Here is a 26,696-nt window from a genome sequence, read left to right on the forward strand (position 1 = left end):
ATGACCACCTTCGATCTGCCCGATCTGGGCGAAGGACTCACCGAGGCGACCCTGCTGAGTTGGCTGGTGGAGGAGGGCGAGGAGATCGTCGTCGATCAGCCCATCGCCGAGGTCGAGACGGCCAAGTCCGCCGTCGAGGTGCCCTCCCCGTATGCCGGGGTGGTGAAGACTCTGCACGGCGCAGTGGGTGACACGCTCATCGTCGATGAGCCGCTGATCACCGTCGACACCGGTGATGGTGCTGACTCCGCCGGCGCGGGCGCACAGTCCTACCGCGAGGAGGAGCGTGCGGGCACCGACCCCTCGGCCGCCGACGAGGCTGACGACGAGGGGTCGGGCAACGTGCTCATCGGCTACGGCACCTCGTCCTCCGCAGGAGGTCGACGTCGTCGTCGCAGGGGCGGCGGCCGAGGCTCCGAGGCTCCCGCTCCGGCGTCGGAGCCTGCCGCTGCGGCGCCAGAGAAGGCGCCCCGCGTCTCCTCCCCGCTGGTGCGCAAGCTCGCCCGGCAGCACGGCCTCGCGCTGTCCTCGCTGAGCGGCTCAGGTCCGGACGGACTGATCGTGCGTGCCGACGTGCTCGCAGCCGCCGAGGCCGGCGGGACGGCAGAGGCTCCCGCGGCACGCGGCTCCTCCGAGTACGCGGCGGCTCCGCAGGCCGGCACCGGGGCTCAGGCCCCGGGAGGGCTGGAGATCGTGGAGCGGACCCCGGTGACCGGGATGCGCCGCGCCGTGGCGACCAAGCTCAGCCAGTCCCGCCGGGAGATCCCCGAGGCGACGGTCTGGCAGGACGTCGACGTCACCGAGCTGATGCAGATGCGGGCGAAGCTCAAGGCGACCTCCGCAGAGGGCGCGCCGTCGATCCTCGCCTTCGTCGGTCGCTTCGTGCTCGCCGGGCTGGCGAAGTACCCGGAGCTGGCCGCCCGGCTGGACACCGACGAGTCCGGTGAGCAGGAGATCGTCCGCTTCGACGGAGTGAACTTGGGCTTCGCCGCGCAGACCGAGAAGGGTCTCGTCGTGCCGGTGATCCGTCACGCCGAGCGTCTCTCGGCCCGCGGACTGCACGCCGAGATCGGGCGCATCGTGGGCGAGGCGCGCGACGGCACGCTCTCCGGCAAGGAGCTGACCGGAGGGACGTTCACCGTGAACAACTACGGAGTCTTCGGCTCCGACGGAGCGACGCCGATCATCAACCACCCGGAGGTGGGCATCCTGGGCATGGGCCGGATTCTGGAGCGCCCGTGGGCGATGGACGGCGAGCTGGCGGTCCGTCAGGTCACCACGCTGACCCTGGCGTTCGACCACCGGGTCTGCGACGGCGGCACCGCCGGTGGGTTCCTCAACTTCGTGGCCACCTGCCTGCAGAACCCCGCCGGGGCCCTGGCCGACATGTGACCCACCCCCACCCCACCATCGAGTCCCCGATCTCTGCGGCGTGTCGGGCCGGAATCGGCCTGAGATGCTGCAGAGATCGGGGACTCGATGTGTGATGAGGGGTCAGGAGTAGTCGAAGAAGCCCCTGCCGGACTTCCGGCCGAGCTCGCCGCGGGCGACCTTGTCGCGCAGCAGCTGCGGGGGCTCGAACCGGTCTCCCAGCTCGCGGTGCAGGTGCTCGGCGATCCCCAGGCGCACGTCCAGCCCGACGACGTCGGTCAGCGCGAGTGGGCCCATCGGGTACCGGTAGCCCAGCACCATGGCGTTGTCGATGTCCTCGGCCGAGGCCACACCCTCCTCGACCATGCGGATGGCCTCCAGACCGATGGCGACCCCGAGCCGGGACGAGGCGAAGCCGGGGGCGTCGTTGACGACGACGGCGGTCTTGCCCAGCCCCTCGACCCAGCCGCGGGTCTGACCGGCCAGCTCCTCGCCGGTGGCCTCCCCCAGGACGACCTCCACCAGCTTGGAGGCGGGCACCGGGTTGAAGAAGTGCAGTCCGCAGAAGCGCTCCGGGCGCTGCAGGGACGTCGCCAGCTCGGTGATGGACAGGGACGAGGTGTTCGAGGCCAACCACGCCTCTGCCCCCAGCTGGGACTCCACCTGCTGCAGCGCCGCGACCTTCAGGTCCATGTCCTCGGGCACGGCTTCGACGACGAGCTCGCAGGCGCCGAAGTCGGCGTGGTCGAGGCTCACGGTCAGGTGCTCGACCCAGACGTCGAGGTTCCCGTCGATCTTGCCGCGCTCCAGCGACTTCGCCAGGTCCGACTCGATGCGCTCGCGCGCGGCCTGGGCGGCCTGCGGGTCGCGTTCGACCACGGTCACGCTCGCCCCCGAGATGAGGAAGGCGTGGGCGATGCCGGCGCCCATCCGCCCTCCGCCGAGGACTCCGACGCGGGTGGGGATCGATGCGGTCATGAGCTGCTCCCTCTCTTCTTCCGGTCCAGAAACGCCTGCATGCGGGCGAACTTCTCCTCGGACTCGAAGAGGATCGCCTGGGCGAGGTTGTCGACGTGCGGGTGCGCGTCGCGCGGCATCGCGAACACCTGCTTGGTGACGCGCACCGCCAGGGGGTCCTGCGTCGCGATGCGGTCGGCCAGCGCATCGGCGGCCGACAGCAGCTCGTCGGAGGGGTGCACCGAGCTGATCAGCCCGTGCTCCAGCGCCTCCTGGGCATCGAGGATGCGTCCGGCGAAGAGCATCTCCTTGGCGATCGCCTCGCCGGCGAGTTCGCGCAGCCGCCACAGGGCGCCCGCGGCGGGGATGATCCCCAGCCCGGTCTCCGGCTGGCCGACCTTCAGCGACTCGGATCCGAGGCGGAAGTCCGCGGCCCAGGCGAGTTCGGCCCCGCCTCCGAGTGCGAAGCCGTCGAGGGCCGCGATGACCGGCATGGGCAGCTTCGCGATCCTGTCGAAGATCGTGGAGTTGATCCCGCGGAGCGCATCGTCCCGGCGCCGCTCCTTCAGCTGTCCGATGTCTGCGCCGGAGGCGAAGAGCCCCTTCTTCGTGCCGTCCCGGCCGGGAACCTCGGTGCCGGAGAGGATGAGGATCCTCGGCGCGGCTTCGAGCGCGGCGCAGATCGTGTGCAGCTCGGTCACCATGTCCGCGTCGATGGCGTTCCGGACCTCGGGGCGGTCCAGCACCGCGTGGACACGATCCTCGGACTCGTGCAGCCGCAGGGTGGTGAAGTCGTCCGGGTCCAGTCCGGTGGTGGAGTCGACCATCGGCTCAGACCGTCTCCACCAGCATGGCGGAGCCTTGTCCGACGCCGACGCACATGGTCGCCAGGCCGCGGCCGACGCCCTCGTCCTCCATGCGGCGCACCAGGGTCAGCAGGATGCGTGAGCCGGAGGAGCCCAGCGGGTGTCCCAGTGCGATGGCGCCGCCGTCGGCGTTGACCGTGGCCTGGTCCAGGCCGAGCCGGCGGATGCAGGCCAGGGACTGGGTCGCGAAGGCCTCGTTGAGCTCGACGGCCCCGAGGTCCCCGACCCCCCAGCCGGCGCGCTCGAGGACCTTCTCCGTGGCGGGGACCGGCCCGATTCCCATGATCTCCGGGGCCACACCGGCGTTGGCCGAACCGACCACCCGCGCCCGCGGAGCCAGTCCGTACTTCTCGATCGCACGCTCCGAGGCGACGATCACCGCGGAGGCGCCGTCGTTCAGCGAGGAGGCGTTGCCGGCGGTGACGACCTCTCCCCCGGCGACCACGGGCCGCAGCTTGGCCAGCACCTCGGCGGTGGTGTCCGGACGGGGTCCCTCGTCGGTGTCGACGACGGTCACCGCACCCTTGCGCCCCTTCACCTCCACCGGGGTGATCTCACGGGTCAGACGCCCGGCCTCGACCGCGGCCACGGCGCGGCGCTGGGATTCGGCGGCGAAGGCGTCGGCGTCCTCCCGGGTGATGGAGTCCAGCCGCGCGACCTCCTCGGCGGTCTCGGGCATGGAGTAGGTGCGCTTGTCGATGCACAGGAACTCCGGGTTCACGAACCGCCATCCGATGGAGGTGTCGAAGACCTCCCCCGGCTTGGCGAAGGGCGTGGTCGGCTTGGCCATGACCCAGGGCGCCCGGGACATCGACTCGACGCCTCCGGCGACGACGATGTCGGCCGCGCCTGCTGCGATCATGTGGGAGGCCTGGGCGACTGCGGAGAGCCCGGAGGCGCAGAGCCGGTTGACGGTGATCCCAGGCACCGAGTCGGGGAACCCGGCCAGCAGCCAGGCCATGCGGGCGACGTTGCGGTTCTCCTCGCCGGCGCCGTTGGCGTTGCCGAGGATGACCTCGTCGACGTCGGCGGGGTCGATCCCCGAGTCCTCCACCACGCGGCGGACCACCAGCGCGGCGAGGTCGTCGGGGCGGACGGAGGACAGTGCGCCTCCGTAGCGTCCCACGGGGGTCCGGGTGCCGGAGACGAGGAATGCGGGCGATGGGGCGGGCACGGCGGCTCCTCCGAGTCTCGGGATGCAGGGGCCAGAATTACTGACCGATCGTTCATATAATACTCTTCCACGGCACCCCTGTGAGGTCAATCACGACAGGACCGGGCATCGGACGACCCCTCCGGGCGCGGTGTGATGCCGCCCACACTACAGTGGGGGCGTATCTGCCACACGTGGAGGGGACGGAGCACCTATGAGCACCTCGGAGCACACCGCGGGCACGCCCTCGGGAGGCTCGCCGCGCGGCGGCGGCGCCCTTCTGGGACCGGTCATGCGCCCGATTAACGCACTGGTCGAACGGTTCATCCCGTCGGCCCTGCTCTTCGCCATCGCCCTGACTCTGATCGTCGCGGCGCTGGCCCTGGTCCTCACCGACTCCGGCCCGCTGACCGTGGTCGAGGAGTGGGGGCTCGGGCTCTCCGGCCTGCTGGACTTCATCACCCAGATGGCGCTGATCCTGTTCCTCGGCCACATCCTGGCCTCCACCCGTCCGGTCCGCGCCCTGCTGCGCCGTCTGGGCCGTGTGCCGCGCACGCCGATGCAGGCCTATCTCTTCGTCTTCCTCGTCGCCGCACTGGCTTCGCTGATCACCTGGGGGCTGGGCCTGGTGGTCGGCGGACTGCTGGCCCGCGAGGTCGCCGAACAGAGCCGGCGCCGCGAGATCCCCGTGCACTTCCCGATGCTGGTGGCCTCAGGCTTCGCCGGATTCGTCGTGTGGCACATGGGGTACTCGGCCTCCGGCCCGCTGACCGCCGCCACGGAGGACTCCTTCGTCGCCGAGCAGCTCGGCGAGCCCCTGCCGATCTCCGAGACGATCTTCGCCTCGTGGAACCTCATCGCCGTGGTGGTCACGATCCTCGTCGTCGGGCTCTCCCTGGCCCTGGTCGCACCCCGGGACCCGTCTCAGATCCGGACGCTGGACGCGGACATCACCGAGGGCGACGTCGACGCCGAGGCGGAGGTCGTCACTCCGGCCGACCGCGCCGACGCCTCCCGCATCCCGACGCTGATCATGGGGCTGCTGTTCACCGGCTACCTGGTGATCCACTTCGCCGGCGGCGGCTCGCTGACCCTGGACATCGTCAACTGGTCCTTCCTGGCGCTGATCATGCTGCTGGTGCGCAGCCCGTTCGAACTGATCGTGCTGACGAAGAACGCGGCGTCGAACGTGGGTGAGATCCTGCTGCAGTTCCCGCTCTACGCGGGGATCCTCGGCATGATGGACGGCACCGGGCTGATCGAGGTCTTCTCCGAGGCCTTCGTGGCGATCTCCACTCCGGAGACCTTCGGCCTGTGGGCGTTCCTCTCGGCGGGACTGGTGAACTTCTTCGTCCCCTCGGGAGGCGGACAGATCGCCATCCAGGCGCCGATCCTGCTCGACGCCGCCGAAGCCCTGGGCACCGATCCGGCCGTGGCCATCATGGCGGTGGCCTACGGGGACCAGTGGACGAACATGATCCAGCCGTTCTGGGCGCTGCCGCTGCTGGCCATCGCGGGGCTGAAGATGCGCGACATCCTCAGCTACACCACCATCGCGCTCATCGCCTCAGGACTGGTGTTCGGTGCCACGATGCTCATCGTCTCCGGCTGACCGGCGCACCCGTCGCCACCAGCGGGCCGAATCCGCCACGGCGTTGAACGTGTAGAGGTGCAGCCCGACCGGGCCGAGGTCGTCGGCGGAGGCGGAGCGCCGGACCACCTCGTCGAGCAGGGCGTCGGGCGTCCATGTGCCCGGGCCCATCAGCGCCCGCAGCCCCCCGCGGTGACGGCTGAGGACGCGCAGCGAGTCCCCGACCCCGATCCGGGCCCCGACTCTGATCAGGCGTGCGGTGCTCGTCGGCCCGGCCACCCCGAGGCGCACCGGCGGTCCGACGCCGCGTCCGGGCAGCCCCGAGATCCAGTCCACGATCGCCTCGGCGTCGAAGCACATCTGGCTGACCACCTCGCTGGCGTGCTCCCGCTTGGCCGCCCAGGCGGCGTCGAGGTCCTCGGGGGCTATGCCCGGATGCGGTTCGGGGTAGCCGGCGATCCCGATCCGCAGGTCGGGACGCTGCTGGAGCAGGGACCGCATGAGGTCCTCGGCCGAGCCGTACGGACCTGCCGGTCTGGCGGCGTCGCCCCCGATGACGAACACCTCGTCGACACCCGCCGCGCCCAGGCGGGCCACGATCTCCTCCGTCTCGGAGGGGCCGCGGATCATCCGGGCCGCCAGGTGCGGGACCGCCCGCCGGCCCTCTGCGCTCAGCGCGTCGACGACCTCCAGGGTGCCCTGGAGGCCGTGGCGGGGGGAGGCCGTCACGGTGACGACGTCCTCGGGGTCCAGATGGGTCAGCACCGCGTCGACGACGCCGTCGAGCGGTATGACCTCGAATCGGACGGAGCCGCCGAGGACCGACGGCCAGAGCGGCGACGGAGGGCCCACCGACCCCGCACCGACCCCGACGCCGCCCATCCTCAGACCCCGGCTCCGGTGAGTCCGCTGACGTCCTGTTTGGGCTGGTCCTTGGTCGGGTCGACGAACGGCTTGGGGACCACGACGGCGTCGACGGTCTCCTCCCCGGTCTCGATCTGCAGATCCGTGCCCAGCTCGGCGAGCTCGCTGGGCACCATCGCGTATCCGATGTTCCGCTCGAGCCGCGGCGACCAGCAGGCCGAGGGGACGTGGCCGACCAGCCGGCCCCCGCGGCGGACGGCGAATGCGTCGATCATGGAGCCGTCGTTGTAGCTGCCCAGCCGGGCTCCTCCGATCTCCACACCGGCGAGACGTCGTCGGGGACCCTCCTCCCGGATCCGGGCCAGGGCCTGCTTGCCGATGAAGTCAGCCTCCTGGTCCAGGTCGACCATCCAGTCGTAGCCCATACCCACCTCGTAGGGGTTGGTGTCGAAGGTGATGTCGGCGCCGTGGGCCAGGAAGCCGCCTTCGATCCGACGGATGTGGCAGGGACCGATGACCGTCATACCGTACGGTCGTCCGGCCTCCCAGATGCGTTCCCAGACGCGCACCCCGTTGACGCTGGCGTCGTAGACGTAGATCTCGTAGCCGATCTCGGCGGTGTAGCCGGTCCGCGAGACGACCACGGGCATCCCGTCGATCTCGTACTCATGGAGCTCGTAGTAGGGCACGTCGAGGATCGACTCGCCGAAGAGGTCCCGCATGACCGAGACCGAGAGTGGGCCCTGGACCTGGACGGGGCCCACGTCGGCCTCACGGATCTGCACGTCGAATCCGGAGTTCCGTGCGACCCCCCGTGCCCAGAGCAGGATGTCGGAGTCGGCCAGCGAGAGCCAGAAGTGGTCGTCCCCCAGGCGCAGCAGCACCGGGTCGTTGAGGATGCCGCCGTCGTCATCGGTGAGGAAGACGTACTTGCACTGGCCCACCCGACACTTCGTGAGGTCTCGGGTGACCAGCAGATTCGTGAAGTCGAAGGCGTCGGGACCGGTGATCTCGATCTGGCGTTCGACGCCGACGTCCCACAGCGTGACCCCGTTGAGCAGGGCCCAGTACTCGGCGATCGGGTCGCCGTAGTGGCGGGCGTGGTACGTGCGGTTGTAGACGCTGTACATGGCCACGCCGTGCTGTCGCGAGGCGCAGAAGAACGGCGACTTCCGGATCCGCGGGTAGAGGAGCATTCCGGGGCTGGTGTTGACGGGCATCGCCGCCTCCTGGGGCCGTAGGAGCCTGTCCCTCCAGTGTGACGCCAATCACTCGTATGGCGCAATGGTGTGCGTACTGCGCAACATCTCATCGGAGGTCAGGTGCAGCCGGAGACGCAGATGCGGGCCCCGCCCCGCAGGGGGTGGGCCCGCATCATGGGCGTCCGGAGGGCTCAGGTCACTGCAGCATGGTCTTGTCGTCCAGGGCGGCGCCCTTGAGCTGGGAGAACCGGTGGAGCAGGTCCTCCGGCGTCATGTTCCGCTTCTCCGCCTCGGTGGCGTCGAGGATGATCCGACCCTCGTGCATCATGATCAGCCGGTTGCCGACCTCAAGCGCCTGGTTCATGTTGTGGGTGACCATCAGCGTGGTCAGCCCCTGACCTTCGACGACCTGCTTGGTCAGCCGGGTCACCAGCGCCGCGCGCTGGGGGTCCAGGGCCGCGGTGTGCTCGTCGAGGAGCAGGACCTTGGGCCGGGAGAAGGTCGCCATCAGCAGGCTCAGCGCCTGCCGCTGACCGCCGGAGAGCAGCCCGACCTTCGTCTTCAGCCGGTTCTCCAGGCCCAGCTCCAGGGCCTTGAGCTCCTCGGCGAACCGATCCCGCTTGGACCGGGTCACCGCCCGCGCCAGCCCGCGGAAGGCACCGCGGCGATCGGCCAGCGCCAGGTTCTCCTCGATGGTGAGGTTGGGCGCCGTGCCGGCCATGGGGTCCTGGAAGACCCGGCCGATGCGGGCCGCCCGCTGGTGCTCCTTCTGCTTGGAGATCTCGCGACCGGCGAGCAGCACCTGACCGTGGTCCTGGGGGATGCGGCCGGCGATCGTGTTCAGGATGGTCGACTTGCCGGCGCCGTTGGAGCCGATGACCGTGACGAAGTCGCCCTCGTGCATGTCCAGGGACACGTCCACCAGGGCCTTGCGCTCGTTGACGGTGCCGGGGAAGAAGGTCTTCGAGACCTGATCGATGGTCAGCATGCTCAGGACTCCTTCTGTCCGGTCTGTCCGGTCTGTCCGGTCTCTCCGGCCCCTCCAGGTTCGGCGGACCCTCCGCTTCCCTCGGCCGCGGGGGCGCCCGCGGGCTCCTCGACGACCTCCTCGGCGGGGGTGCTCTCGGCCTCGGCCGCGGCGTCGGCGCCCTCAGCGGTGAGCATCGCGGAGCCGCCGCCCGCGCCGAGCCCGCGCCGCCACTTCGCCAGCCGGCGGAAGCCGGACCACTGGGGAAGAAGCAGCGCGGCGATCACCAGCAGCGCGGAGAGCAGCTTCATGTCGTTGGGGTTCAGGCCGGCGTTGAGGGCGAACTGGATGGCCAGTCGGTAGAGCACCGCACCCAGCAGCACGGCGAAGGTCGCCTGGATGACGAGTCGGGAGCCGAAGATCGCCTGCCCGACGATCACCGAGGCCAGTCCGACCAGGATCAGACCGATGCCCATCTGGATGTCGACGAAGCCCTGGTACTGGGCCACCAGCGCGCCGGCGACGGCGACGAGCCCGTTGGAGATCATCAGACCGTAGATCTTCTGCCGATCGGTGGAGACGGCGAAGGAGCGGATCATCAGTTCGTTGTCACCGGTGGCCTGCAGCGCCATCCCGGTGTCGGTGTGCAGGTACCAGTCGATGACGAGCTTGAAGAGCAGCGCGACGACGATCAGCACGGCGATGGATGCGATGCCGCGGTCGACGAAGCCGTACATCATGGTGAACAGGGTGTCCTCGCCCAGCAGGGGGACGTTGGAGGCGCCCATGATGCGCAGGTTGATCGAGTAGAGCCCGATCATGGTCAGGATGCCGGCCAGCAGTCCGTTGATGTTCCCCTTGGTGTGCAGCAGGCCGGTGATGAGGCCGGCGATCGCACCGGCGAGGAAGGCCGCCGCGGTGGCCAGGAACGGGTTCACCCCCTGGACGATCAGCACGCCGGCCGTGCCGGCGCCGGTGGTGAACGAGCCGTCGACCGTCAGGTCGGGGAAATTGAGCACTCGGAACGTCAGATAGACGCCCAACGCCACGATCGCGTAGATCAGGCCGAGCTCGACTGCTGTGATCATCTGTCCTCATCGGGGGTGTGGAGAGGTGTATTGCGTGGGCCGCGGGGTGTGCGGCGGGGTGCGGGGTCCGGTCGACGGTTCGCCGGCCCCGCGGTGATCCCCCGCCGCCTCGCGGCGACGGGGGATCCGGTGCGGGTGACGGGGATCAGGAGTCGTCGTCCTCGGCCTCTTCGTCCTCGGCGCCCTCGTCCTCGGCGTCCTCGTCCTCAGAGTCCTCGTCGTCCTCCTCCTCTTCCTCCTCGCCGGCCTCAGCCGGGTCCTGAGCCTCGACGTCCTCGCCGACGACGACGTCGGCGCGGTCGAGCAGGTCGTCAGAGATCTCGATGCCCTGGGCCTCGGCGGCCTCCGGGTTGATGTAGAGCTCCAGCTCGGACTGCTCCTCGACGGCCATCGACGCCGGGTCCTCGTCGTCCTGCAGCACCCGCAGCGCCATCTCACCGGCCTGCTGGCCCAGCTTCTCGTAGTTGATGCCGTAGGTGGCCACCGCGCCGCGGGTCACCGAGTCGCCCTCGGCGGCGATGATCGGCAGCTCGTTGTCCTCGCCGTACTGGATCACGGTCTCCAGGGCGGAGACCACCACGTTGTCGGTCGGCACGTAGACCGCGTCGACGTCGAGGGACTGCAGACCCTGCTGGACCTCGGCGGAGGTGGTGACCGTGGACTCCTCGATCTCGAGGCCGAGCTCGTCGGCGGCCTCCTTGGCCATGTCGACCTGCACCTGCGAGTTCGCCTCGCCGGAGGAGTAGACGATGCCCACGGTCTCGGCGTCGGGGTCGATCTCCTGGAGCAGCTCGAGCTGCTCCTGGACCGGGTTCATGTCCGAGGTGCCGGTGATGTTGCCGCCCGGCTCGTCCCAGGAGTCGACCAGGCCGGCCTCCTCCGGGTCGGTCACCGCGGTGAACACGATGGGGGTGTCGTCGATGGCCTGGGCCGCGGCCTGGGCGGTCGGAGTCGCGATGGCCAGGACCAGGTCCAGGTCGGCGTTGGCGAAGGTGCCGGCGATGTTGGTCGCGGTGGCCTGCTCGCCCTGGGCGTTCTGCTCGTCCCATTCGACCTCGACGTCGGCCTCCTCGAAGGCGGACTTGAAGCCGTCCCGCGCGGCGTCGAGCGAGGGGTGGGAGACGATCTGGGTGACGCCGATGCTGTAGCTCTCGCCGTCGCCGCCGTCGTCGTCGCCTCCGCCGCCGTCTCCGTTGCCGCATGCGGTGAGCATGAGTGCCGCGGCCCCGGTGAGTGCGGTGACCTTCATGATGTGGTGTCGCTGACGCATTGTTCCTCCTTGATCGGTGCGGGCGAGCCGGGTGCCGCGCCTTGTGGGCTCGGCGCTCCGGGTGCCGTCACGGTAGACGGCACCCGGCAGCTGTGTGATGTCTCTCATAGTGCCTGACTGATCCGATCGGGGATCAGCGACCCACCGGTGAGAGGCCGGAGCGCTCGGAGTCGTCCATCAGGTTGATCCCCTGCAGACCCTTCGGGACCAGGGAGACCGCCGTCAGCGACATGATGCCGAGCCCCGCGATGTAGACCCCGATCAGCCACGACTGCCCCGTCCCGTCGAGGATCGCCTGGGAGATCATCGGGGCGAAGGCACCACCGATGATGGATCCCAGCGCGTAGCCGATGGAGACTCCGGAGAAGCGGATGGAGACGGGGAACATCTCCGCGTAGAGCGCCGACTGCGGACCGTAGGACGGGCCGAGGCCGATGGTGAGGATGAAGATGGCCAGGGCGAACAGCGGCAGCGAGGCGGTGTCGAGCAGGAACCACATCGGGATCGCCCAGATGATGATGATGATGTAGCCGATCTGGAACGTCCGTACTCGTCCCCACCGGTCGGAGATCCATCCGCCGAAGAGCGTGAAGGCGAACCATCCGACGCCGCCGATGACGGAGGCGATGAGGGTGGCCCCGCGGTCCATGCCCAGGGTGTTGACCCCGTAGGCGGCGAAGAACGCGATGACGAGGTAGCCGGCGGCGTTGTTGGCCGCGAAGATCACCGCGGCGAGGAAGGTGTACTTCTTGTGGGTGGTCACCAGCTCCGACAGCGGGGCCGAGGACTCCTTCTTGCGCTCCTTCATCTCCTCGAAGACCGGGGACTCGTCGACCTTCAGTCGGATGAGGATGCCGACGATGATCAGCACGAAGGAGAACAGGAACGGCACGCGCCAGCCCCAGGCGAGGAACTGCTCCTCGGTGGTCACGGCGTTGAGGCCGAACATGAAGCCGGTGGCCATCAGCATGCCCAGCGGGACGCCGACCTGCGGGTAGGCGCCGAAGAGTCCGCGCTTGTGGCGCGGAGCGTGCTCCACCGACAGCAGGGCGGCGCCGCCCCACTCACCGCCGGCGGACAGGCCCTGCAGGATGCGCAGCACGATCAGCAGGATCGGTGCGGCCGCACCCCAGGCGGCGTAGGTGGGCAGCATACCGATGAGCACGGTGGCCACACCCATACCGGTCAGGGTGATGAAGAGGACCAGCTTGCGACCGAACCTGTCCCCCAGCCAACCGGAGACGATCGCGCCCAGCGGGCGGAACAGGAAGGAGATGCCGACCGAGGACCAGGCCACGATCTGTGCCAGGGCCGGGTTCTCGGCGCCGAGCGGTTCGAAGTAGAGGACCGCCAGGACGAAGCCGGCGGCCTGGGCGTAGATGAAGAAGTCGTACCACTCGATGGTGGTGCCGACGAGGGTCCCTGCGAGGACCTTCTTCTCCTCGCGGGTCATCTCGTGACCCTCGCTGCTGACATAGGCCTTCTGACTCAAGGGACTCCCCTCCCAGAGATGCGGATTCCATCCGACACTCTTGTGCTCGTGGTGCGGATCGATGATCGCTCAGGAGGCCTTGGGGCGCCGCTCGCGGGGTGCCGGTCGAGGTCGCGACGTCGTCGTCGCATCCTGATGGGGTCCGCGTTCGGATGTGATGCGAATCACCGATGAGTGAACTGTAGCACCTTTCCCGACCGATTGGTTGGTAATTCCCGAGGGCAATGGATCGGGGCCGCCGCCGGACCTACGATCGGACCATGGCGAACTCCTCCGACACCCCGACAGACCCCCTCCTCGACGCCCTGCGGGCCGAACTCCCCGATCAGATCGTCAGCACCGATCCCGAGGACCTGCACAGCCGAGCCGCCGACCTGGGCCCGGCAGACCACCTCACCCCGCAGCTGCCCGCAGCCGTCGTGCGACCGCAGACCGTCGCAGAGGTCCGGACCGCGGTCCGTCTGGCCCGGACCCACGGCCGCTCCGTGGTCACCCGCGGCGCCGGGACCGGGCTGGCCGGAGGAGCGAATGCGGTCCACGGATGCCTGGTGCTGGAGATGACCGGGATGGACCGCATCATCCGGGTCAGCGCCGAAGACTCCACCGCGACCGTGGAACCCGGCGTGATCGTCGCCGACCTCGACGCCGCCGCGGCCGAGCACGGCCTGATGTATGCCCCGGACCCGGCAAGCTGGACGATCAGCACCATCGGCGGGAACATCGCCACCAACGCCGGAGGCCTGCGCTGCGCGAAGTACGGAGTGACCAGGGACTCGGTGCTCTCGCTGGACGTGGTGCTCGCCGACGGATCGCTGATCAGCACCCGATCGGCGACGTTCAAGAACGTGGCCGGATACGACCTCACCTCCCTGATCGTCGGCTCCGAGGGCACCCTGGGGATCGTCGTCGGGGCCACGGTCCGTCTGCGCCACCGGAGCCTCGCCGTGGAGACCATCGGTGCGTTCTTCCCCGACCTCTCGACCGCGGCCTCCGGCGTGGTGGAGATGTCGCGGGCCGGGGTCCAGCCCGCGATCACCGAACTGCTCGACAGCGCGACCATGCGCGCGCTCGACGAGGCCCGCGGCTCCGACCTCGCCCGACGCGGAGAGGCCCTGCTCCTGGTGCAGACCGACGGACACGGCGCCTCCGTCGAGGCCGAGCTGGTGCGCGAGGCCCTGCGCGGACTGGGCGCGGAGGTCACCGAATCGGGCTCCGAGGAGGCGGACCGGCTGGTCGAGCTGCGGCGGCACGCCCGCGGGGACGGCCTGCCCGATGAGATCCGGGTCGGCGAGGACATCGCAGTGCCCCGCTCGCAGCTGGTGGCCTGCATCGAACAGATGCACGACATCGCCGTCGCCCACGGGGTCGAGCTGAAGGTCGTCGCCCACGCCGGCGACGGCAACCTCCATCCCACCTTCTCCGTGCGCACCTCGGGCGACGAACCGTTCGAGCAGGTCTCGGCACGGCTCGACGCCGCGCTCGACGACTCGGTGCGCACCGCGCTGAGGCTGGGCGGCACCATCACCGGAGAGCACGGCGTGGGCGGATACAAGCTGCGGTGGCTCGACTGGGAGCAGTCCCCGGAGGTCATCGAACTCCAACGCCGCATCAAGGACGCCTTCGACCCGACCCATCTGCTGAACCCGGCGCGCGGGGTGCTCTGAGGCAACAGGATGGTCACAGTCTGAGCCGTCACCCCTGATCCGGGGGTCTTCGCCGGTGGGGTCTCCCTAGACTGTGGCCTCAGGGGAACGGAGTCCGGGCGACGGGCAATACGACGGGAAAGTGGGACCGCCTGTGCAGGAGTCGGCGCGTGCGGAACGGTTCGGCGGTAGGCCGGCCGCCGCGAAGCGGAGCTATACGCTGCCGGGCCTGGACGGACTCCGCGCACTCGCCGTGGTGCTGGTGCTGATCTATCACCTGATGCCGGCGTGGATGCCCACCGGGATGATCGGGGTCGACGCGTTCTTCGTGATCTCCGGCTTCCTCATCACCTCCCTGCTGCTCAAGGAGGGGCAGAACAACGGCTACCTGAGCCTGCCGAGGTTCTGGGTCCGTCGCATCCGCCGGCTCCTCCCGGCGATCCTCCTGCTGGTGCTGGTCACCGTGCCCGCCGCGCTGGCCGTCGGCGGAGACGCCCTGGCCGGCATGGATCGCCAGGTCTTCGGCGCGCTGAGCTTCACCTCCAACTGGACGAACATCGCCGCGGGCAACGAGTACTTCACCCAGAGCAGTCCGGAGCTGTTCACCCATCTGTGGTCCCTGGCGGTGGAGGAGCAGTTCTACCTGCTGTGGCCGGTGGTGCTGGCGGTGATGCTCACCCTGCTGCCGGGCATCCGCCGGACCCGATGGGTGGCCGTCGGCCTGGCCGTCGCCTCGGCGGCGGCGATGCTGGTGCTCATCCAGACCGGGTCCTCCCCCTCGCGGGTCTACTACGGCACCGACACCCATGCCTTCGGCCTGATGGCCGGAGCGGCGCTGGCCCTGGCCCGCCCGTGGGTGCTGCAGGGCGCCCAGTCGAACAACGCACTCCAGCGCCGGGGGGCCCGACGGTTGAGTCGCCATGTGCTCGGACCGGCCGCGGTCGTCGCCCTCGTGTGGCTGTCCCTCTCCTCGGTCGGCGAGCAGCCCTTGTGGCTGCATCCCTGGGGGCTGGTCGGGGCGAGCCTGCTGACCCTGGTCGCGCTGATCGCGGTGGTCGACGATGCTCGGCGCGGATCGCGGGGTCCGTTCGTCCGGCTGCTCGAAGTCCCGCTGGTGGTGTGGATCGGCCAGCGGTCCTACGGCATCTACCTGTGGCATTGGCCGGTCTACGTGCTGTTCGTCCACGCGGCGCCGACCCTGGATCCCCTGGTCCGCGCCGGCCTGGTGGTCGTGCTCTCGGTGGCTGCGGCGGCCGCCTCGCACCGGTTCGTCGAGCAGCCGGTGCGCAGGTACGGCTTCGGCGCCTGCACCGAGATGCTGTGGAGGCGGATGGTGGGGCGCGCCGGTGCGCAGCGGGCGCACTTCGCCCGTGCCGCGAGCGCCGCCGTGCTCGTCGGCGCGCTGGCCACCGGCGCGGCCGTGGCCGTGGCCCCGCAGCAGACGGCGGCCCAGGACTACGTGGCCGCCGGCGAGCAGGCGCTGGAGGAGGCCGACGAGACCGACGAGACCGAGCGGTCAGAATCCCCGGAGAGTCCCGAGCCGCCCGAGCAGACTGAGGACGGGACCGTCGAGGAGCCCGACGGCACCAGGGACGAGACCGATGACACCCCTGACGAGGAAGACGATGAGGATGAGGTCGACGCGGCGGACGACGCCGCGGACGGAGATTCCGACGCGGGCGGGGAGGCCGTCTCCGGAGGGTCGATCACCTACATCGGCGATTCGGTCGGCGTGGCCGCCTCTCCTCCCCTGCTGGAGCAGCTCGACGGCATCGACATCCATGCCGCGACCTCACGGTTCATCGGAGACGGCGTCGACATCGCCGCACAGCTGGAGGGTGAGGGCAGACTCCGCGACGTCGTCGTCGTCTCGCTGGCGACCAACGGCCCGGTGACCGAGGAGGAGCTCGACGACCTGCTGGAGACCGCGGGCCGGGAGCGCGAGGTCTACCTGGTCAATGCGCACGGACTCTCCGTCGACTGGGTGCCGGAGAACAACCGTATCCTCGCCGACGCCGCCGAGGAGCACGACCACGTGCATCTGGTCGACTGGGACGCCGCGATCAGCGAGCGTCCAGATCTGCTGGCCGGCGACGGCATCCACCCGGGGCCCACCGGTGCGGAGCTCTACGTGGAGACCCTGGAGTCCGCCCTGGAGTCGGCCCCAGAGCCGGCACCGGAGGACTGAGCCCGGGGGCCGAGGCCCGCCCGGGCGAGGATCCCCGCGGCCGCGGCGTCGGCGTCGGCCAGGGTGCGCGCGGTGTCGGCCACCGACCCCCCGGACTCGGCGGCGATGGCGGTGCCCCACTGGACCGAGGAGAGCTGCAGGCCCAGCACGTACACGCCGTCGAGGACCTCGCCGCGGACGTCGATGAGCCGGTAGGGCGGGTCGGTCACGTCGAAGCCCTTGCCCGCGCGGGGGGAGCCGACGGAGTCGAGGATCTCGCGGGGCCGCGCATAGCCGTCGGCGAGCAGCCCCGCCACCAGCGGGGAGTCGGAGAGCTGGACACGGTTGGCGGGCATCATCGCCTCCAGCAGCCACGAGGCGTGGACGGGGTCGGCGTCGACCCAGGGAGACTCGGCGATGAACGTCCCGGAGTCGCGTTCGACCTCGAAGTTCGGATCCGGGCCGAGGAACTCGACCATGCCGGCGCGGCTCAGGGCGACCAGCTCCTCGATGCGCTGCACCGGCGGACCGCTGGCCAGGCCTTCGACCAGCGCCTCGAACCATCCTTCGACGTCGCTGACCAGGCTGGCGTCGGAGATCGTGTGCTCACTGATGAGCGCCTTGAGCCTGATGCGCCCGGCGTGCAGGGCGCCCACGGCCATCTTCACCGGGCTGGACGTGCCGGCGACCGAGGAGTGCGCATCGTCTTCGAGGTAGCTCCGCACCTGCTCCTGGTACTGGGCCGAGGAGTCGAAGATGGTGTCGGCGAAGGGCCGCGCCATGGCACGGACGTCGAACCACAGGGCGTCGGGCGCGTGACGGCTCAGCAGCCGGCGTCCCTGCGCATTGAGCACCTGCTCCCCTCCTCGGGAGGCGTGCAGCAGCTCGTCGAACTCGTCGAGGAAGTCCTGCGGTCCGTCGGCGAAGAGCTCTGGGGCCACGTGGGCCAGGGTGCGGTAGTAGGTGCGGAGCACGTCGCGCTGCAGCAGCGGCCACAGGTGGGCCGCGAACTCGACGGTCTCGTGGCGGGAGACGACCTCGGCGATGGTGTCGTCGGTGAAGTGGACGAGCTCGACGCCCTCGGGCACGAAGCCGCGGGCCACCGACTTCGCCCGGTAGGGGGTGCCTCGGCGGGAGCCGGCGATCAGATGCGGCTCGCGTCCGGAGGGGGTGTAGTGCATGCGGCGGCCGGCCGGCGCGTGGGGGTCGTGGGTGAAGGTGCCGCCCCGTCCGGCGGTGAGGCCGATCATCAGGTCGAAGAAGTTCAGCCCCATGCCGCGGATGAGGACGTTCTCTCCGGCGGGTATCGCCTCGAGGTCCACATCGGTGGGGACGCTGGGCGGGACGTAGCGCAGCCCGAGCTCTGCGGCGACGACGGCGATCCTGGCGGCGGACTCGTTGAGACGGGCGGGCACGTGGCCGAGGCTGAGCACGGCCGAGTCGGCGGCGAGCCACGTGCCGTCGTCGAGGGTGACCTCGTAGGCCCCGCGCCTGGGGCGCAGGCCGGTGGCCGAGGCACGTCGGGAGTCGACGGTGACGCCGTCGAGCGCCTCCAGCGCCTCGACGATGCGGCGGTGCAGGGCGGTCAGGTAGCGCCCGTAGTCGGCCCGGGCCGGATAGTCGTTGTCGTCGGCCTCTCCCCCGAGGTTCTGGCCTCGGCCGGTGCGGGACTCGTCGGCGCTGACCCGACCCTGGTCGGAGCGGCGCCAGTCGGCGTAGCTCATCGCCGCAGACGAGGCGGGCAGTTCTGCGCATGTCGCCGCGGCGGGTGCCGCGGTAGGGAATGAGGCGGGCGTGTTCATCAGGAACAGCGGGGACTGGTCCGGATCCCAGACGCGTCCGGCGCCGTGCGGGGCCGGGTCGATCACGATGATCCGAAGCCGACGGTCGGCGGGGTCCCGCGGCTCGCCGCGTTCCAGCTGCGAGAGCAGACGTTCCAGGAATGACGTGCCGCGGGGTCCGGCGCCGACGACGGCGATCACACGCTCCTGTGCACTGTGCATGCAGATCAGCCTACTGGCCCGTCAGAGGTGTCAGGCTCCGGGGTCCGCTGGTCGCGGTGGGCTTTGATCTGCACTGTGAGCACGCGTTAGGCTGGTGAGTCGCATCTTCCGGGTCTCGACCCGGTGATGTGAGGAGGCGTGCCAGAGCGGCCGAATGGACTTCACTGCTAATGAAGGGTCCGGCTAACACCGGACCGGGGGTTCAAATCCCCCCGCCTCCGCACTCAGACCCCCGTCTGACCTGGGATGACAGGTCGGCGGGGGTCTCTTGTCGGCCAGATCGCCCGATCTGTCGGCCCGCGAGCGCGTGCGCGCAGCATGCACTCGAAGCTGATCTGCAGGATTCGTCCGGGTCCTCACACCCAAAGCTCCAGGTCAGGTGTACGATCTGACTATCCGAAGACCTTCGGATTCTTAGGAGGACATCATGCGTGGACCCGTTCTTCCCATCGGACTGGGAACCCTTCTGCTCATCATCATCATTCTGATCCTCGTCTTCTGAGCCGAGACCCCCGGGAACGCCCCCGCACCGGTCGACAGCGGCCGCACGGGGGCGTTCCTGTCGGCTGCGCCGACCGCTCGGAGCCCCCCTCCTCCGGCAGCCCCCTAGATACCGGGTGACCTGCGATGAAAAGATGGACGCAGACCGTCAGACCGGAATCACGATCCGAGGAGGACACCCATGAGCACAGACATCCGCCTGAACATCCATGACACCGGCGGCGACGGACGACCCGTCGTGCTCATCCACGGATGGCCCCTGTCCCACGCCTCGTGGTCCGAGCAGATCGGCGCCCTGTCCGACGCCGGCCACCGGGTCGTCGCCTACGACCGCCGAGGCTTCGGGGACTCCGAGAAGCCCGAGGGCGGCTACGACTACGACACCCTCGCCGACGACCTGCAGCAGGTCATGACGTCCCTCGACCTGACCGACGCCACCCTGGTCGGGTTCTCCATGGGCGGCGGTGAGGTGGCTCGCTACGCCTCCCGCCACGGCCTGGACCGGGTGCGCTCGGTGGTCTTCGCCGCCGCCGTTCCCCCGTACCTGCGTCAGACCGAGGACAACCCCGACGGGCCCCTCGACGACGACACCTACCATTCGCTGCGCGGCGGACTGGAGTCCGACCGGGACAGCTTCTTCGACGAGTTCATCACCGGGTTCTTCAGCGCCGGCGAGACCGTCACCGTCTCCGACGAGCAGCTCGGCGAGGCCAAGCGCCTGGCTGAGCAGTCCGACCAGCAGGCCGCCCTGGGCTGCATGGACGCATGGGCCACGACGGACTTCCGCGGGGACCTCGACGCGGTGACCGTGCCGACCCTGGTCATCCACGGCGACTCCGACGCCACGGTGCCCGCCGAGGGATCCGCCGAGCGCACCCACCGGCAGGTCGCCGACTCGGAGCTGGTCATCGTCGAGGGCGGCCCGCACGGGCTCAACGTCAGCCACGCCGAGCAGTTCAACCGGGCGCTGCTGGACTTCCTCCGGAAGTGATCCCCGGCTGAGACGACAGCTCCGTGCCCGAAGGTGACAGCGTCTACCGTCAGGCCGCACAGCTGCACCGGGTGCTCGCCGGACGCACGCTGACGACGTGCGACCTGCGTGTGCCGTCGTACGCCGCAGTGGATCTGTCGGGACGGGTCGTCGACGACGTCGTCGCCCATGGGAAGTACCTGCTCTGCCGCATCGGCGACACCGTCATCCGCTCCCATCTGAAGATGGAGGGGGTGTGGCACGTCTATCCGCTGGGGCCCGGTCACCCACGATGGCGCCGTGCGGCCCACACCGCCCGCTGCGTGCTGGCCACCGACGAGCACCAGGCCGTCGGCTTCTCCCTCGGAGAGCTGGTGGTGTTCCCCCGGAGCGAGAGCGCGCAGCGCCAGCAACACCTGGGGCCCGACCTGCTCGGAGACGACTGGGATGCCCAGGAGGCGCTGCGCAGACTCCGCGCCCGCCCCGAGCGGGCCGTCGGTCCGGCCTTGTTGGATCAGCACAACCTCGCCGGGATCGGCAACGTCTACCGCAGTGAGATCTGCTTCCTGGCCGGAGTGCACCCGTCCGCCCCCGTCTCAGCCGTCCCCGACCTGCCGGGCATGGTCGAGACGGCGCACCGACTGCTGCAGGTCAACAGGCTCCGTCCGCGGCGCGTGACCACCGGCACGGCGTCGGCCGCGGTGCGCACCTGGGTCTACGGCCGTGACGGCCAGCTGTGCCTGCGATGTCGCAGCCGCATCGTCAGGGCCGAGATCGGCGAAGAGGAGGACCGCCGGCGGGGTCGGGACGACCGTGTCGTCCACTGGTGTCCGCACTGCCAGCCCCAGCCCTGATCGAGACCCTGATCTCCGACGCTTCCCGGCCCCGCGAGGGCGGGAAGTGCGTCAGGAATCGGGGACTCGATGAGAGGGGCGTCAGTGCTCGGTGAGCACGATCGCCGAATGCGGCTTCTCGTCCGAGAGCATCCCCCAGATCAGGTGGCGCCGCAGCGTCCGGTCGGTCAGATCCACCTCGGGGACGAGGGTCCACGTCTCCCGTGCGCCGTCGCCCATCCGCAGCTCGACGACCTCACCGACCTGCTCCGAGGCCGCCAGCGTCTCGAAGCGCATGTCATGCCGCTCGGCCCAGGCGTCCCAGTCGACGCAGTCGGCGCCATCGATCGCCTCCAGGAGCTCACGGGTCCAGGTGTCCGTCCCGATGTCGCTGCGGCACAGCATCCCCAGCAGCGGACACATCTCCGCGGCCCTCTCCCCCAGCGGGAGGCTGGGATCGCCGGTGCCGTGCGATCCGTCCTCGCGGTACTCCTGGTCCAGCGTGCGGATCTCGTCCTGATGGAAGTTCGCCACCGTGTCGACCAGACGGTGCACGTCCCGGCGTCGGCTCAGCCTCGTGCTCATCGGCACCTGCTCCGGGAGCCGGGGGACCGGCAGATAGGCGTAGCTGATCTCGCGCATCGGAGACCTCCTGTCCGTCCGACGGGGCAACAGCAACCCCTGGGGACAGAGTAGCACCGCTCTGACCTGGAGTTTCTCCGCACACGAGAGGTGGGGGCCGGCCTGTCGGAACAGACCGGCCCCCACCGTCGTCACCACCGTCGAACACCCACCTCAGGCGGCCATCGCGTCCCTTCGGGCGGATCCGCGACCCGCAGCACGTCGACCGACCGCCGGCTCCGCGGGCTCCTCGGCGGAGGAGGTGCCCGACGCCGCCGAGAGCGCCTGCTCGTAGGCGGGAACCGTCAGGAAGGCCGGGAAGTCCTGCGCCAGGGCCGAGGCGACGAACAGCTCGCGGGCCTCGTCCATCCGGTCCTCCCCGCTGCGCGGCAGCTTCGAGGACACATCCTCGACCAGCTCCTCGACCCACCGGCGGGTCACCCGTCGCATGGTGCCGTCGTCGCTCATCCGAGCCTCAGCACCGGCGTCGATCCACTGCCAGATCTGGGAGCGGGAGATCTCCGCCGTGGCGGCGTCCTCCATCAGACCGTGGATGGCCGCGGCGCCGGAGCCCCGCAGCCAGGACTCCATGTAGCGGATGCCGACGTCGATGTTGGTGCGGACCCCCTCTTCGGTGATCTCCCCCTCGGTGGCACCGACGTTCAGCAGCGCCGCCGCATCGGGGACGACGTCGTCGCGCCGCCGGGTGCGGATCTGGTGCGGGCAGCCGCCGAGGACCTCGTCGAAGGCCTCCGCGGCGATCGGCACCAGGTCGGGGTGGGCGACCCAGGATCCGTCGAAGCCGTCGGCGGCCTCGCGCAGCTTGTCCGCGGCGACCTTCTCCAGGGCGGCGGTGTTGGCCCGCGGGTTCCTCCGGTCGGGGATCTGAGCGGCCATCCCCCCGATCGCGGAGGCCCCGCGCCGGTGGCAGGCCCGGACCAGCTGGTCGGTGTAGGCCCGCATCATCGGGGCGGTCATGGTCACCTGGACCCGGTCGGGCAGGACGAACTCGGCGCCGCGGTCCCGGAACATCTTGATGATCGAGAAGATGTAGTCCCAGCGTCCGGCGTTCAGCCCGGCGGCGTGGTCGCGCAGCTCGTAGAGGATCTCCTCCATCTGGAACGCGGCGGTGATCGTCTCGATCAGCACCGTGGCCCGGACGGTGCCCCGCTCGATGCCGAGGTGGTCCTGCGCGGCGCAGAACACCTCGTTCCACCACCGGGCCTCCTCGTAGTGCTCGAGCTTCGGCAGGTAGAAGTACGGACCGCGCCCACGGGCGATGAGCTCCTCCGCGTTGTGGAAGAAGTACAGCCCGAAGTCCATCAGCGCCCCGGCGATCGGCTCACCGTCGACGAGCAGGTGGTCCTCCATCAGATGCAGACCTCGCGGCCGCACGTTGATGGTCGGGGTGCGCTCCTCCGGCTCGGGGTCCAGGCGGTAGCGCTTGCCCGCCTCGGTCCGGAAGTCGATCTGCCGGCGGACCGCGTCGCGCATGTTGATCTGTCCGGAGACGACGTTCTCCCAGGCCGGGGTCGAGGAGTCCTCGAAGTCGGCCATCCATCCCAGCGCCCCCGAGTTCAGGGCGTTGACCGTCATCTTCCGGTCCACCGGACCGGTGATCTCCACCTGCCGGTAGTTCAGGCCCGGCGCCAGCGGCGCGACCCTCCAGGTCTCGTCCTCTCGGATCGCCCGCGTCTCTTCGGGGAAGTCCGGCGTCCACCCCTGGGAGATCCGGTCCCGGACCTCCTCACGGGCGGCCATCAGCTCCCGGCGGCGAGGCTCGAAGGTGCGGTGCAGGTGGGCGAGGAACTCCAGCGCCTCGATGGTGAGCACCTTGCGCTGGCCGCGGACCTGGTGTCCGCGCAGCGTGATGCCGTTGACGGTGACTTCGGTGTCGGCTGAATACATGATGTGCTCCTTGAAGGCTGTGGCGTCCCGGTCCGGCGTCGTCGGTCGGACCGTGGGGATCAGTGGAACTGACCGGCTTCGGTGGATCCGGCGAGGGCCAGGGTGGACCCCTCCGGGTTGAGGGCGGTGGAGATGGCGTCGAAGTAGCCGGTGCCGACCTCGCGCTGGTGCTTGGTGGCGGTGTAGCCGTTGACCTCGTCGGCGAACTCGCGCTCCTGCAGCTCCACGTAGGCCGACATCTGGCGCTCCTTGTAGCCGCGGGCCAGGTCGAACATCGAGTGGTTCAGGGCGTGGAAGCCGGCCAAGGTGATGAACTGGAAGGTGAAGCCCATGGCACCGAGCTCGCGCTGGAACTTGGCGATGGTGTCGTCGTCGAGGTTCTTCCTCCAGTTGAACGACGGCGAGCAGTTGTATGCCAGCATCTGGTCCGGGAACTCGGACTTCACCGCTTCGGCGAACCGGCGGGCGACCTCGAGGTCCGGGGTGCCGGTCTCCATCCAGATCAGGTCCGAGTAGGGGGCGTAGGCCTTGGCCCGGGAGATGCAGGGCTCGATGCCGTTGTGCACCTTGTAGAAGCCCTCGGCGGTGCGCTCGCCGGTGAGGAACTCACGGTCCCGCTCGTCGACGTCGGAGGTGATCAGGGTGGCGGCCTCCGCGTCGGTCCGGGCGACTATCACCGAGGGGACGTCGGCGACGTCGGCGGCCAGGCGGGCCGCGTTCAGGGTGCGCACGTGCTGCCCGGTGGGGATGAGCACCTTGCCGCCGAGGTGACCGCACTTCTTCTCGGAGGCCAGCTGGTCCTCCCAGTGCACGCCGGCCGCGCCCGAGGTGATCATGGACTTCATGAGCTCGTAGGCGTTCAGCGGTCCGCCAAAGCCGGCCTCCGCGTCGGCGACGATCGGCACCAGCCAGTCGTCGACGCTCTGCACGCCCTCGGCGCACTCGATCTGGTCGGCGCGCAGCAGCGCGTTGTTGATGCGTCGGACCACCTGGGGCACCGAGTTCGCGGGGTAGAGCGACTGGTCGGGATAGGTGTGGCCGGAGAGGTTCGCGTCGGCGGCGACCTGCCACCCGGAGAGGTAGATGGCCCGCAGTCCGGCCTTGACCTGCTGCACGGCCTGGTTGCCGGTCAGCGCGCCGAGTGCGTTGGTGTACTCGCCGGTCCGCTGCTCCTCGGTCAGCTGCTCCCACAGCTTCTCGGAGCCGCGGCGGGCCAGCGTGTGCTCCTCCTGCACCCGTCCGCGCAGCTTCACGACCTCATCGGCGGAGTAGGTGCGCTCGACGTTCTGCCACCGCGGGCTGCTGTCCCAGTCGTGCTGGATCTGCTCTGCGGAGGCCGGAGTGTGCTGCTGTCCCATGATCTGACTCCTTCGTCGTCGTGATCGGTGCTGGTCCTCGGTGGTGTCCCCGCGGACTTCGATGGGTCTCGGCGGGGACCGGTGATGACCACTCTGCTCGCTCACGGAAGGGGTCACGAGGGGGTGGGGAAGAAAAGATCGTCAAGACCTGACGGACTCAGGGGAACTGCAGATCCTGCACAGATTCTCGCTGTGCGCATTGTCCGTGACCGCGCCCGCGGCAAGATCCGCTGATTCTGACAGAGTGGCGTGGACAGAGGGTCTTGCGCCGTGCCATAGTCCTGCCATGTCTCCCCGTCCCCCGGCCCCCGCCCCGACCGACGACGTCACGGCCGCCGAGTCCTGGGACGCGGTGGTCCTCGGACGACGGCTGCGCCATCTGCGCACCGAGCGGAACCTCACCCTCGACGCCCTGGCGGAGCGGGTCGGCGCCACCGGATCCCACCTGTCGCTGGTGGAGAACGGACGGCGGGAGCCGAAGCTCTCCCTGCTGGCCGAGCTGGCCTCCGCACTGGGCACCGGCGTCGACGAGCTGCTCTCCGCAGAGGCACCGACCCGCCGTGCGGCGCTGGAGATCGCCGTGGAGAAGTCCCAGCGGGCCCCGCACTACGCCGCACTCGGCCTGCCGCAGGTGAAGATCAGCCCGCGCACCCCCACCGACGTGCTCGAGGTGATCGCCGGGCTGCAGCAGGAGCTGCGGCGCCGCATGGAGGAGCAGGCGGCCACTCCGGAGGAGGCGAGGAGGGCGAACGTGGAGCTGCGCGAGGAGATGAAGTCCCGCGGCAACCACTACCCCGAGCTGGAGCGTCAGGCCCAGCAGCTCCTCGACGCGGTCGGCCACTCCGACGGCCCGCTGAGCCACCACGCCGCGGCCGACATCGCCGAGCACCTGGGGTTCTCCGTCCACCTGGTCTCCGGCCTGCCCCACTCCACACGCTCGGTCACCGACCTGAAGAACCGCCGCTTCTACCTCTCCCGCGCTCGGACCCCGAACCATGAGCCGCGGTCGGTCCTGCTGCAGGCCATCGGCGCCTACGTGCTCAATCAGGGCGAACCGGAGGACTACTCGGACTTCCTGCGCCAGCGGGTCTACACCAACTACTTCGCCGCAGCGCTGCTGATGCCGCAGAAGCAGGCGGTGAGGTTCCTCCGCGGAGCCAAGGAGCGGCGCGACCTGGCCATCGAGGATCTCCGCGACGTCTTCGGGGTGTCCTACGAGTCCGCCGCACACCGGTTCACCAATCTGGCCACCGAGCATCTGGGCATCCGGTGCCACTTCCAGAAGGTCCACGAGTCCGGGATCATCCACAAGGCCTATGAGAACGACGAGGTGACCTTCCCCTCCGACCACATCGGCGCCATCGAGGGCCAGCAGGTGTGCCGCTACTGGACCTCGCGGGAGGTCTTCGGGGTCAGCGACCACTTCCGCGCCTTCAACCAGTACACCGACACCCCCTCGGGCACCTTCTGGTGCACGGCGGTGGTGGAGGGTCACTCCTCGGGCCTGTACTCGCTGTCGATCGGAGTCCCCTTCGACGACGCCCGCTGGTTCCGCGGCAAGGACACCACGTCTCGGTCGATCTCGCGATGCCCCGACCCCACCTGCTGCCGACTCCCCTCCCCCGAGCTGGAGTCCGCCTGGGGAGGCAACGCCTGGCCGGCGGCACGGGCCAACGCCCACCTGCTGGCGGCCATGCCCTCGGGCGCCTTCCCCGGAGTGAACGAGGTGGAGGTCTTCGAGTTCCTCCAGCAGCAGGCCGACCGGGACTGACCCGACCCCCCACCTCCGCACTCACGCCTCCCCACTCACCCCCTCACTTCATCGGTTGGGCGTTCCGCGTCGCTCAGCGGCCGGATTTCGGCTCGTGAGC

The 26,696-nt window shown here is 69.8% G+C and carries 20 protein-coding genes and 1 tRNA gene; 8 read left to right on the forward strand and 13 right to left on the reverse strand.

Annotated features, from left to right (window positions below; translation table 11 throughout):
- Window positions 1–1,392 (forward strand): dihydrolipoamide acetyltransferase family protein, encoded by a 1,392-nt coding sequence (locus N7E59_RS05470; protein WP_261623912.1) that lies wholly within the window; start codon window positions 1–3, stop codon window positions 1,390–1,392.
- A gap of 102 nt (window positions 1,393–1,494) precedes the next feature.
- Here the strand turns inward: N7E59_RS05470 and N7E59_RS05475 are convergent, their stop codons facing one another.
- From N7E59_RS05475 to N7E59_RS05485, 3 genes are read right to left on the reverse strand one after another with little or no spacing between them, the layout of a single operon-like run.
- Window positions 1,495–2,349: a 3-hydroxyacyl-CoA dehydrogenase family protein gene (locus N7E59_RS05475; protein WP_261623913.1), complete on the reverse strand. Its 855-nt coding sequence runs from the start codon at window positions 2,347–2,349 to the stop codon at window positions 1,495–1,497.
- Entirely contained in the window at window positions 2,346–3,155 is an 810-nt protein-coding gene (locus N7E59_RS05480; RefSeq protein WP_261623914.1) for an enoyl-CoA hydratase/isomerase family protein, read from the reverse strand. The genes N7E59_RS05475 and N7E59_RS05480 overlap by 4 nt, the downstream gene beginning before the upstream one ends.
- Before the next feature lie 4 nt (window positions 3,156–3,159).
- Entirely contained in the window at window positions 3,160–4,368 is a 1,209-nt protein-coding gene (locus tag N7E59_RS05485; protein ID WP_261623915.1) for a thiolase family protein, read from the reverse strand.
- Window positions 4,369–4,561: 193 nt separating this feature from the next.
- Here N7E59_RS05485 and N7E59_RS05490 point away from each other — a divergent pair, with 193 nt between their 5' ends.
- Complete coding sequence (locus N7E59_RS05490; protein ID WP_390905012.1) at window positions 4,562–5,959, forward strand: short-chain fatty acid transporter; 1,398 nt, start codon at window positions 4,562–4,564, stop codon at window positions 5,957–5,959.
- On the opposite strand, the gene N7E59_RS05495 is transcribed toward N7E59_RS05490, so the two are convergent.
- The 6 genes from N7E59_RS05495 to N7E59_RS05520 all read right to left on the reverse strand — a co-directional run bounded on the left by N7E59_RS05495 (window position 5,915) and on the right by N7E59_RS05520 (window position 12,782).
- Window positions 5,915–6,820 (reverse strand): methylenetetrahydrofolate reductase, encoded by a 906-nt coding sequence (locus N7E59_RS05495; RefSeq protein WP_261623916.1) that lies wholly within the window; start codon window positions 6,818–6,820, stop codon window positions 5,915–5,917. The two genes, N7E59_RS05490 and N7E59_RS05495, sit on opposite strands and share 45 nt — an antisense overlap.
- Before the next feature lie 2 nt (window positions 6,821–6,822).
- Window positions 6,823–8,022, reverse strand: coding sequence for a glycine cleavage T C-terminal barrel domain-containing protein (locus N7E59_RS05500; RefSeq protein ID WP_261623917.1), 1,200 nt, complete (start codon window positions 8,020–8,022; stop codon window positions 6,823–6,825).
- Between the two features lie 178 nt (window positions 8,023–8,200).
- Entirely contained in the window at window positions 8,201–8,992 is a 792-nt protein-coding gene (locus N7E59_RS05505) for an ABC transporter ATP-binding protein (protein WP_261623918.1), read from the reverse strand.
- 2 nt (window positions 8,993–8,994) lie between these two features.
- Entirely contained in the window at window positions 8,995–10,059 is a 1,065-nt protein-coding gene (locus N7E59_RS05510) for an ABC transporter permease (RefSeq protein ID WP_261623919.1), read from the reverse strand.
- 145 nt (window positions 10,060–10,204) lie between these two features.
- Window positions 10,205–11,329, reverse strand: coding sequence for an ABC transporter substrate-binding protein (locus N7E59_RS05515; RefSeq protein ID WP_261623920.1), 1,125 nt, complete (start codon window positions 11,327–11,329; stop codon window positions 10,205–10,207).
- 133 nt (window positions 11,330–11,462) lie between these two features.
- Window positions 11,463–12,782 (reverse strand): MFS transporter, encoded by a 1,320-nt coding sequence (locus tag N7E59_RS05520; RefSeq protein ID WP_261623921.1) that lies wholly within the window; start codon window positions 12,780–12,782, stop codon window positions 11,463–11,465.
- 299 nt (window positions 12,783–13,081) lie between these two features.
- Here N7E59_RS05520 and N7E59_RS05525 point away from each other — a divergent pair, with 299 nt between their 5' ends.
- A complete protein-coding gene (locus N7E59_RS05525) occupies window positions 13,082–14,485 on the forward strand; it encodes an FAD-binding oxidoreductase (protein WP_261623922.1) in 1,404 nt (467 codons plus the stop codon).
- A 121-nt stretch (window positions 14,486–14,606) separates the two neighbouring features.
- Window positions 14,607–16,652: an acyltransferase family protein gene (locus N7E59_RS05530; RefSeq protein WP_261623923.1), complete on the forward strand. Its 2,046-nt coding sequence runs from the start codon at window positions 14,607–14,609 to the stop codon at window positions 16,650–16,652.
- Here the strand turns inward: N7E59_RS05530 and N7E59_RS05535 are convergent.
- A complete protein-coding gene (locus tag N7E59_RS05535; RefSeq protein WP_261623924.1) occupies window positions 16,592–18,634 on the reverse strand; it encodes an FAD/NAD(P)-binding protein in 2,043 nt (680 codons plus the stop codon). The genes N7E59_RS05530 and N7E59_RS05535 overlap by 61 nt on opposite strands.
- A gap of 132 nt (window positions 18,635–18,766) precedes the next feature.
- On the opposite strand from N7E59_RS05535, the gene N7E59_RS05540 reads away from it, so the two are divergent.
- The 3 genes from N7E59_RS05540 (at window position 18,767) to N7E59_RS05550 (ending at window position 20,959) form a co-directional block, all read left to right on the forward strand.
- Window positions 18,767–18,855 (forward strand) — tRNA-Ser (locus N7E59_RS05540).
- A gap of 461 nt (window positions 18,856–19,316) precedes the next feature.
- Window positions 19,317–20,126, forward strand: coding sequence for an alpha/beta fold hydrolase (locus tag N7E59_RS05545; protein ID WP_261623925.1), 810 nt, complete (start codon window positions 19,317–19,319; stop codon window positions 20,124–20,126).
- Window positions 20,127–20,149: 23 nt separating this feature from the next.
- Window positions 20,150–20,959: a DNA-formamidopyrimidine glycosylase family protein gene (locus N7E59_RS05550; protein ID WP_261623926.1), complete on the forward strand. Its 810-nt coding sequence runs from the start codon at window positions 20,150–20,152 to the stop codon at window positions 20,957–20,959.
- Between the two features lie 81 nt (window positions 20,960–21,040).
- Here N7E59_RS05550 and N7E59_RS05555 read toward each other — a convergent pair whose 3' ends face one another.
- The 3 genes from N7E59_RS05555 to aceA form a co-directional block, all read right to left on the reverse strand.
- A complete protein-coding gene (locus N7E59_RS05555; protein WP_261623927.1) occupies window positions 21,041–21,580 on the reverse strand; it encodes a hypothetical protein in 540 nt (179 codons plus the stop codon).
- A gap of 153 nt (window positions 21,581–21,733) precedes the next feature.
- The gene (gene aceB / locus N7E59_RS05560) at window positions 21,734–23,467 is read right to left on the reverse strand and encodes a malate synthase A (protein WP_261623928.1); all 1,734 of its coding nucleotides are present in this window, start codon (window positions 23,465–23,467) and stop codon (window positions 21,734–21,736) included.
- Window positions 23,468–23,526: 59 nt separating this feature from the next.
- Window positions 23,527–24,825 (reverse strand): isocitrate lyase, encoded by a 1,299-nt coding sequence (aceA, locus tag N7E59_RS05565; protein WP_261623929.1) that lies wholly within the window; start codon window positions 24,823–24,825, stop codon window positions 23,527–23,529.
- A gap of 286 nt (window positions 24,826–25,111) precedes the next feature.
- On the opposite strand from aceA, the gene N7E59_RS05570 reads away from it, so the two are divergent.
- Entirely contained in the window at window positions 25,112–26,596 is a 1,485-nt protein-coding gene (locus N7E59_RS05570) for a helix-turn-helix domain-containing protein (RefSeq protein WP_261623930.1), read from the forward strand.
- The last annotated feature ends 100 nt before the right edge of the window (window positions 26,597–26,696 follow it).

The organism is Nesterenkonia marinintestina (assembly GCF_025420485.1).
GTDB lineage: Bacteria > Actinomycetota > Actinomycetes > Actinomycetales > Micrococcaceae > Nesterenkonia > Nesterenkonia marinintestina.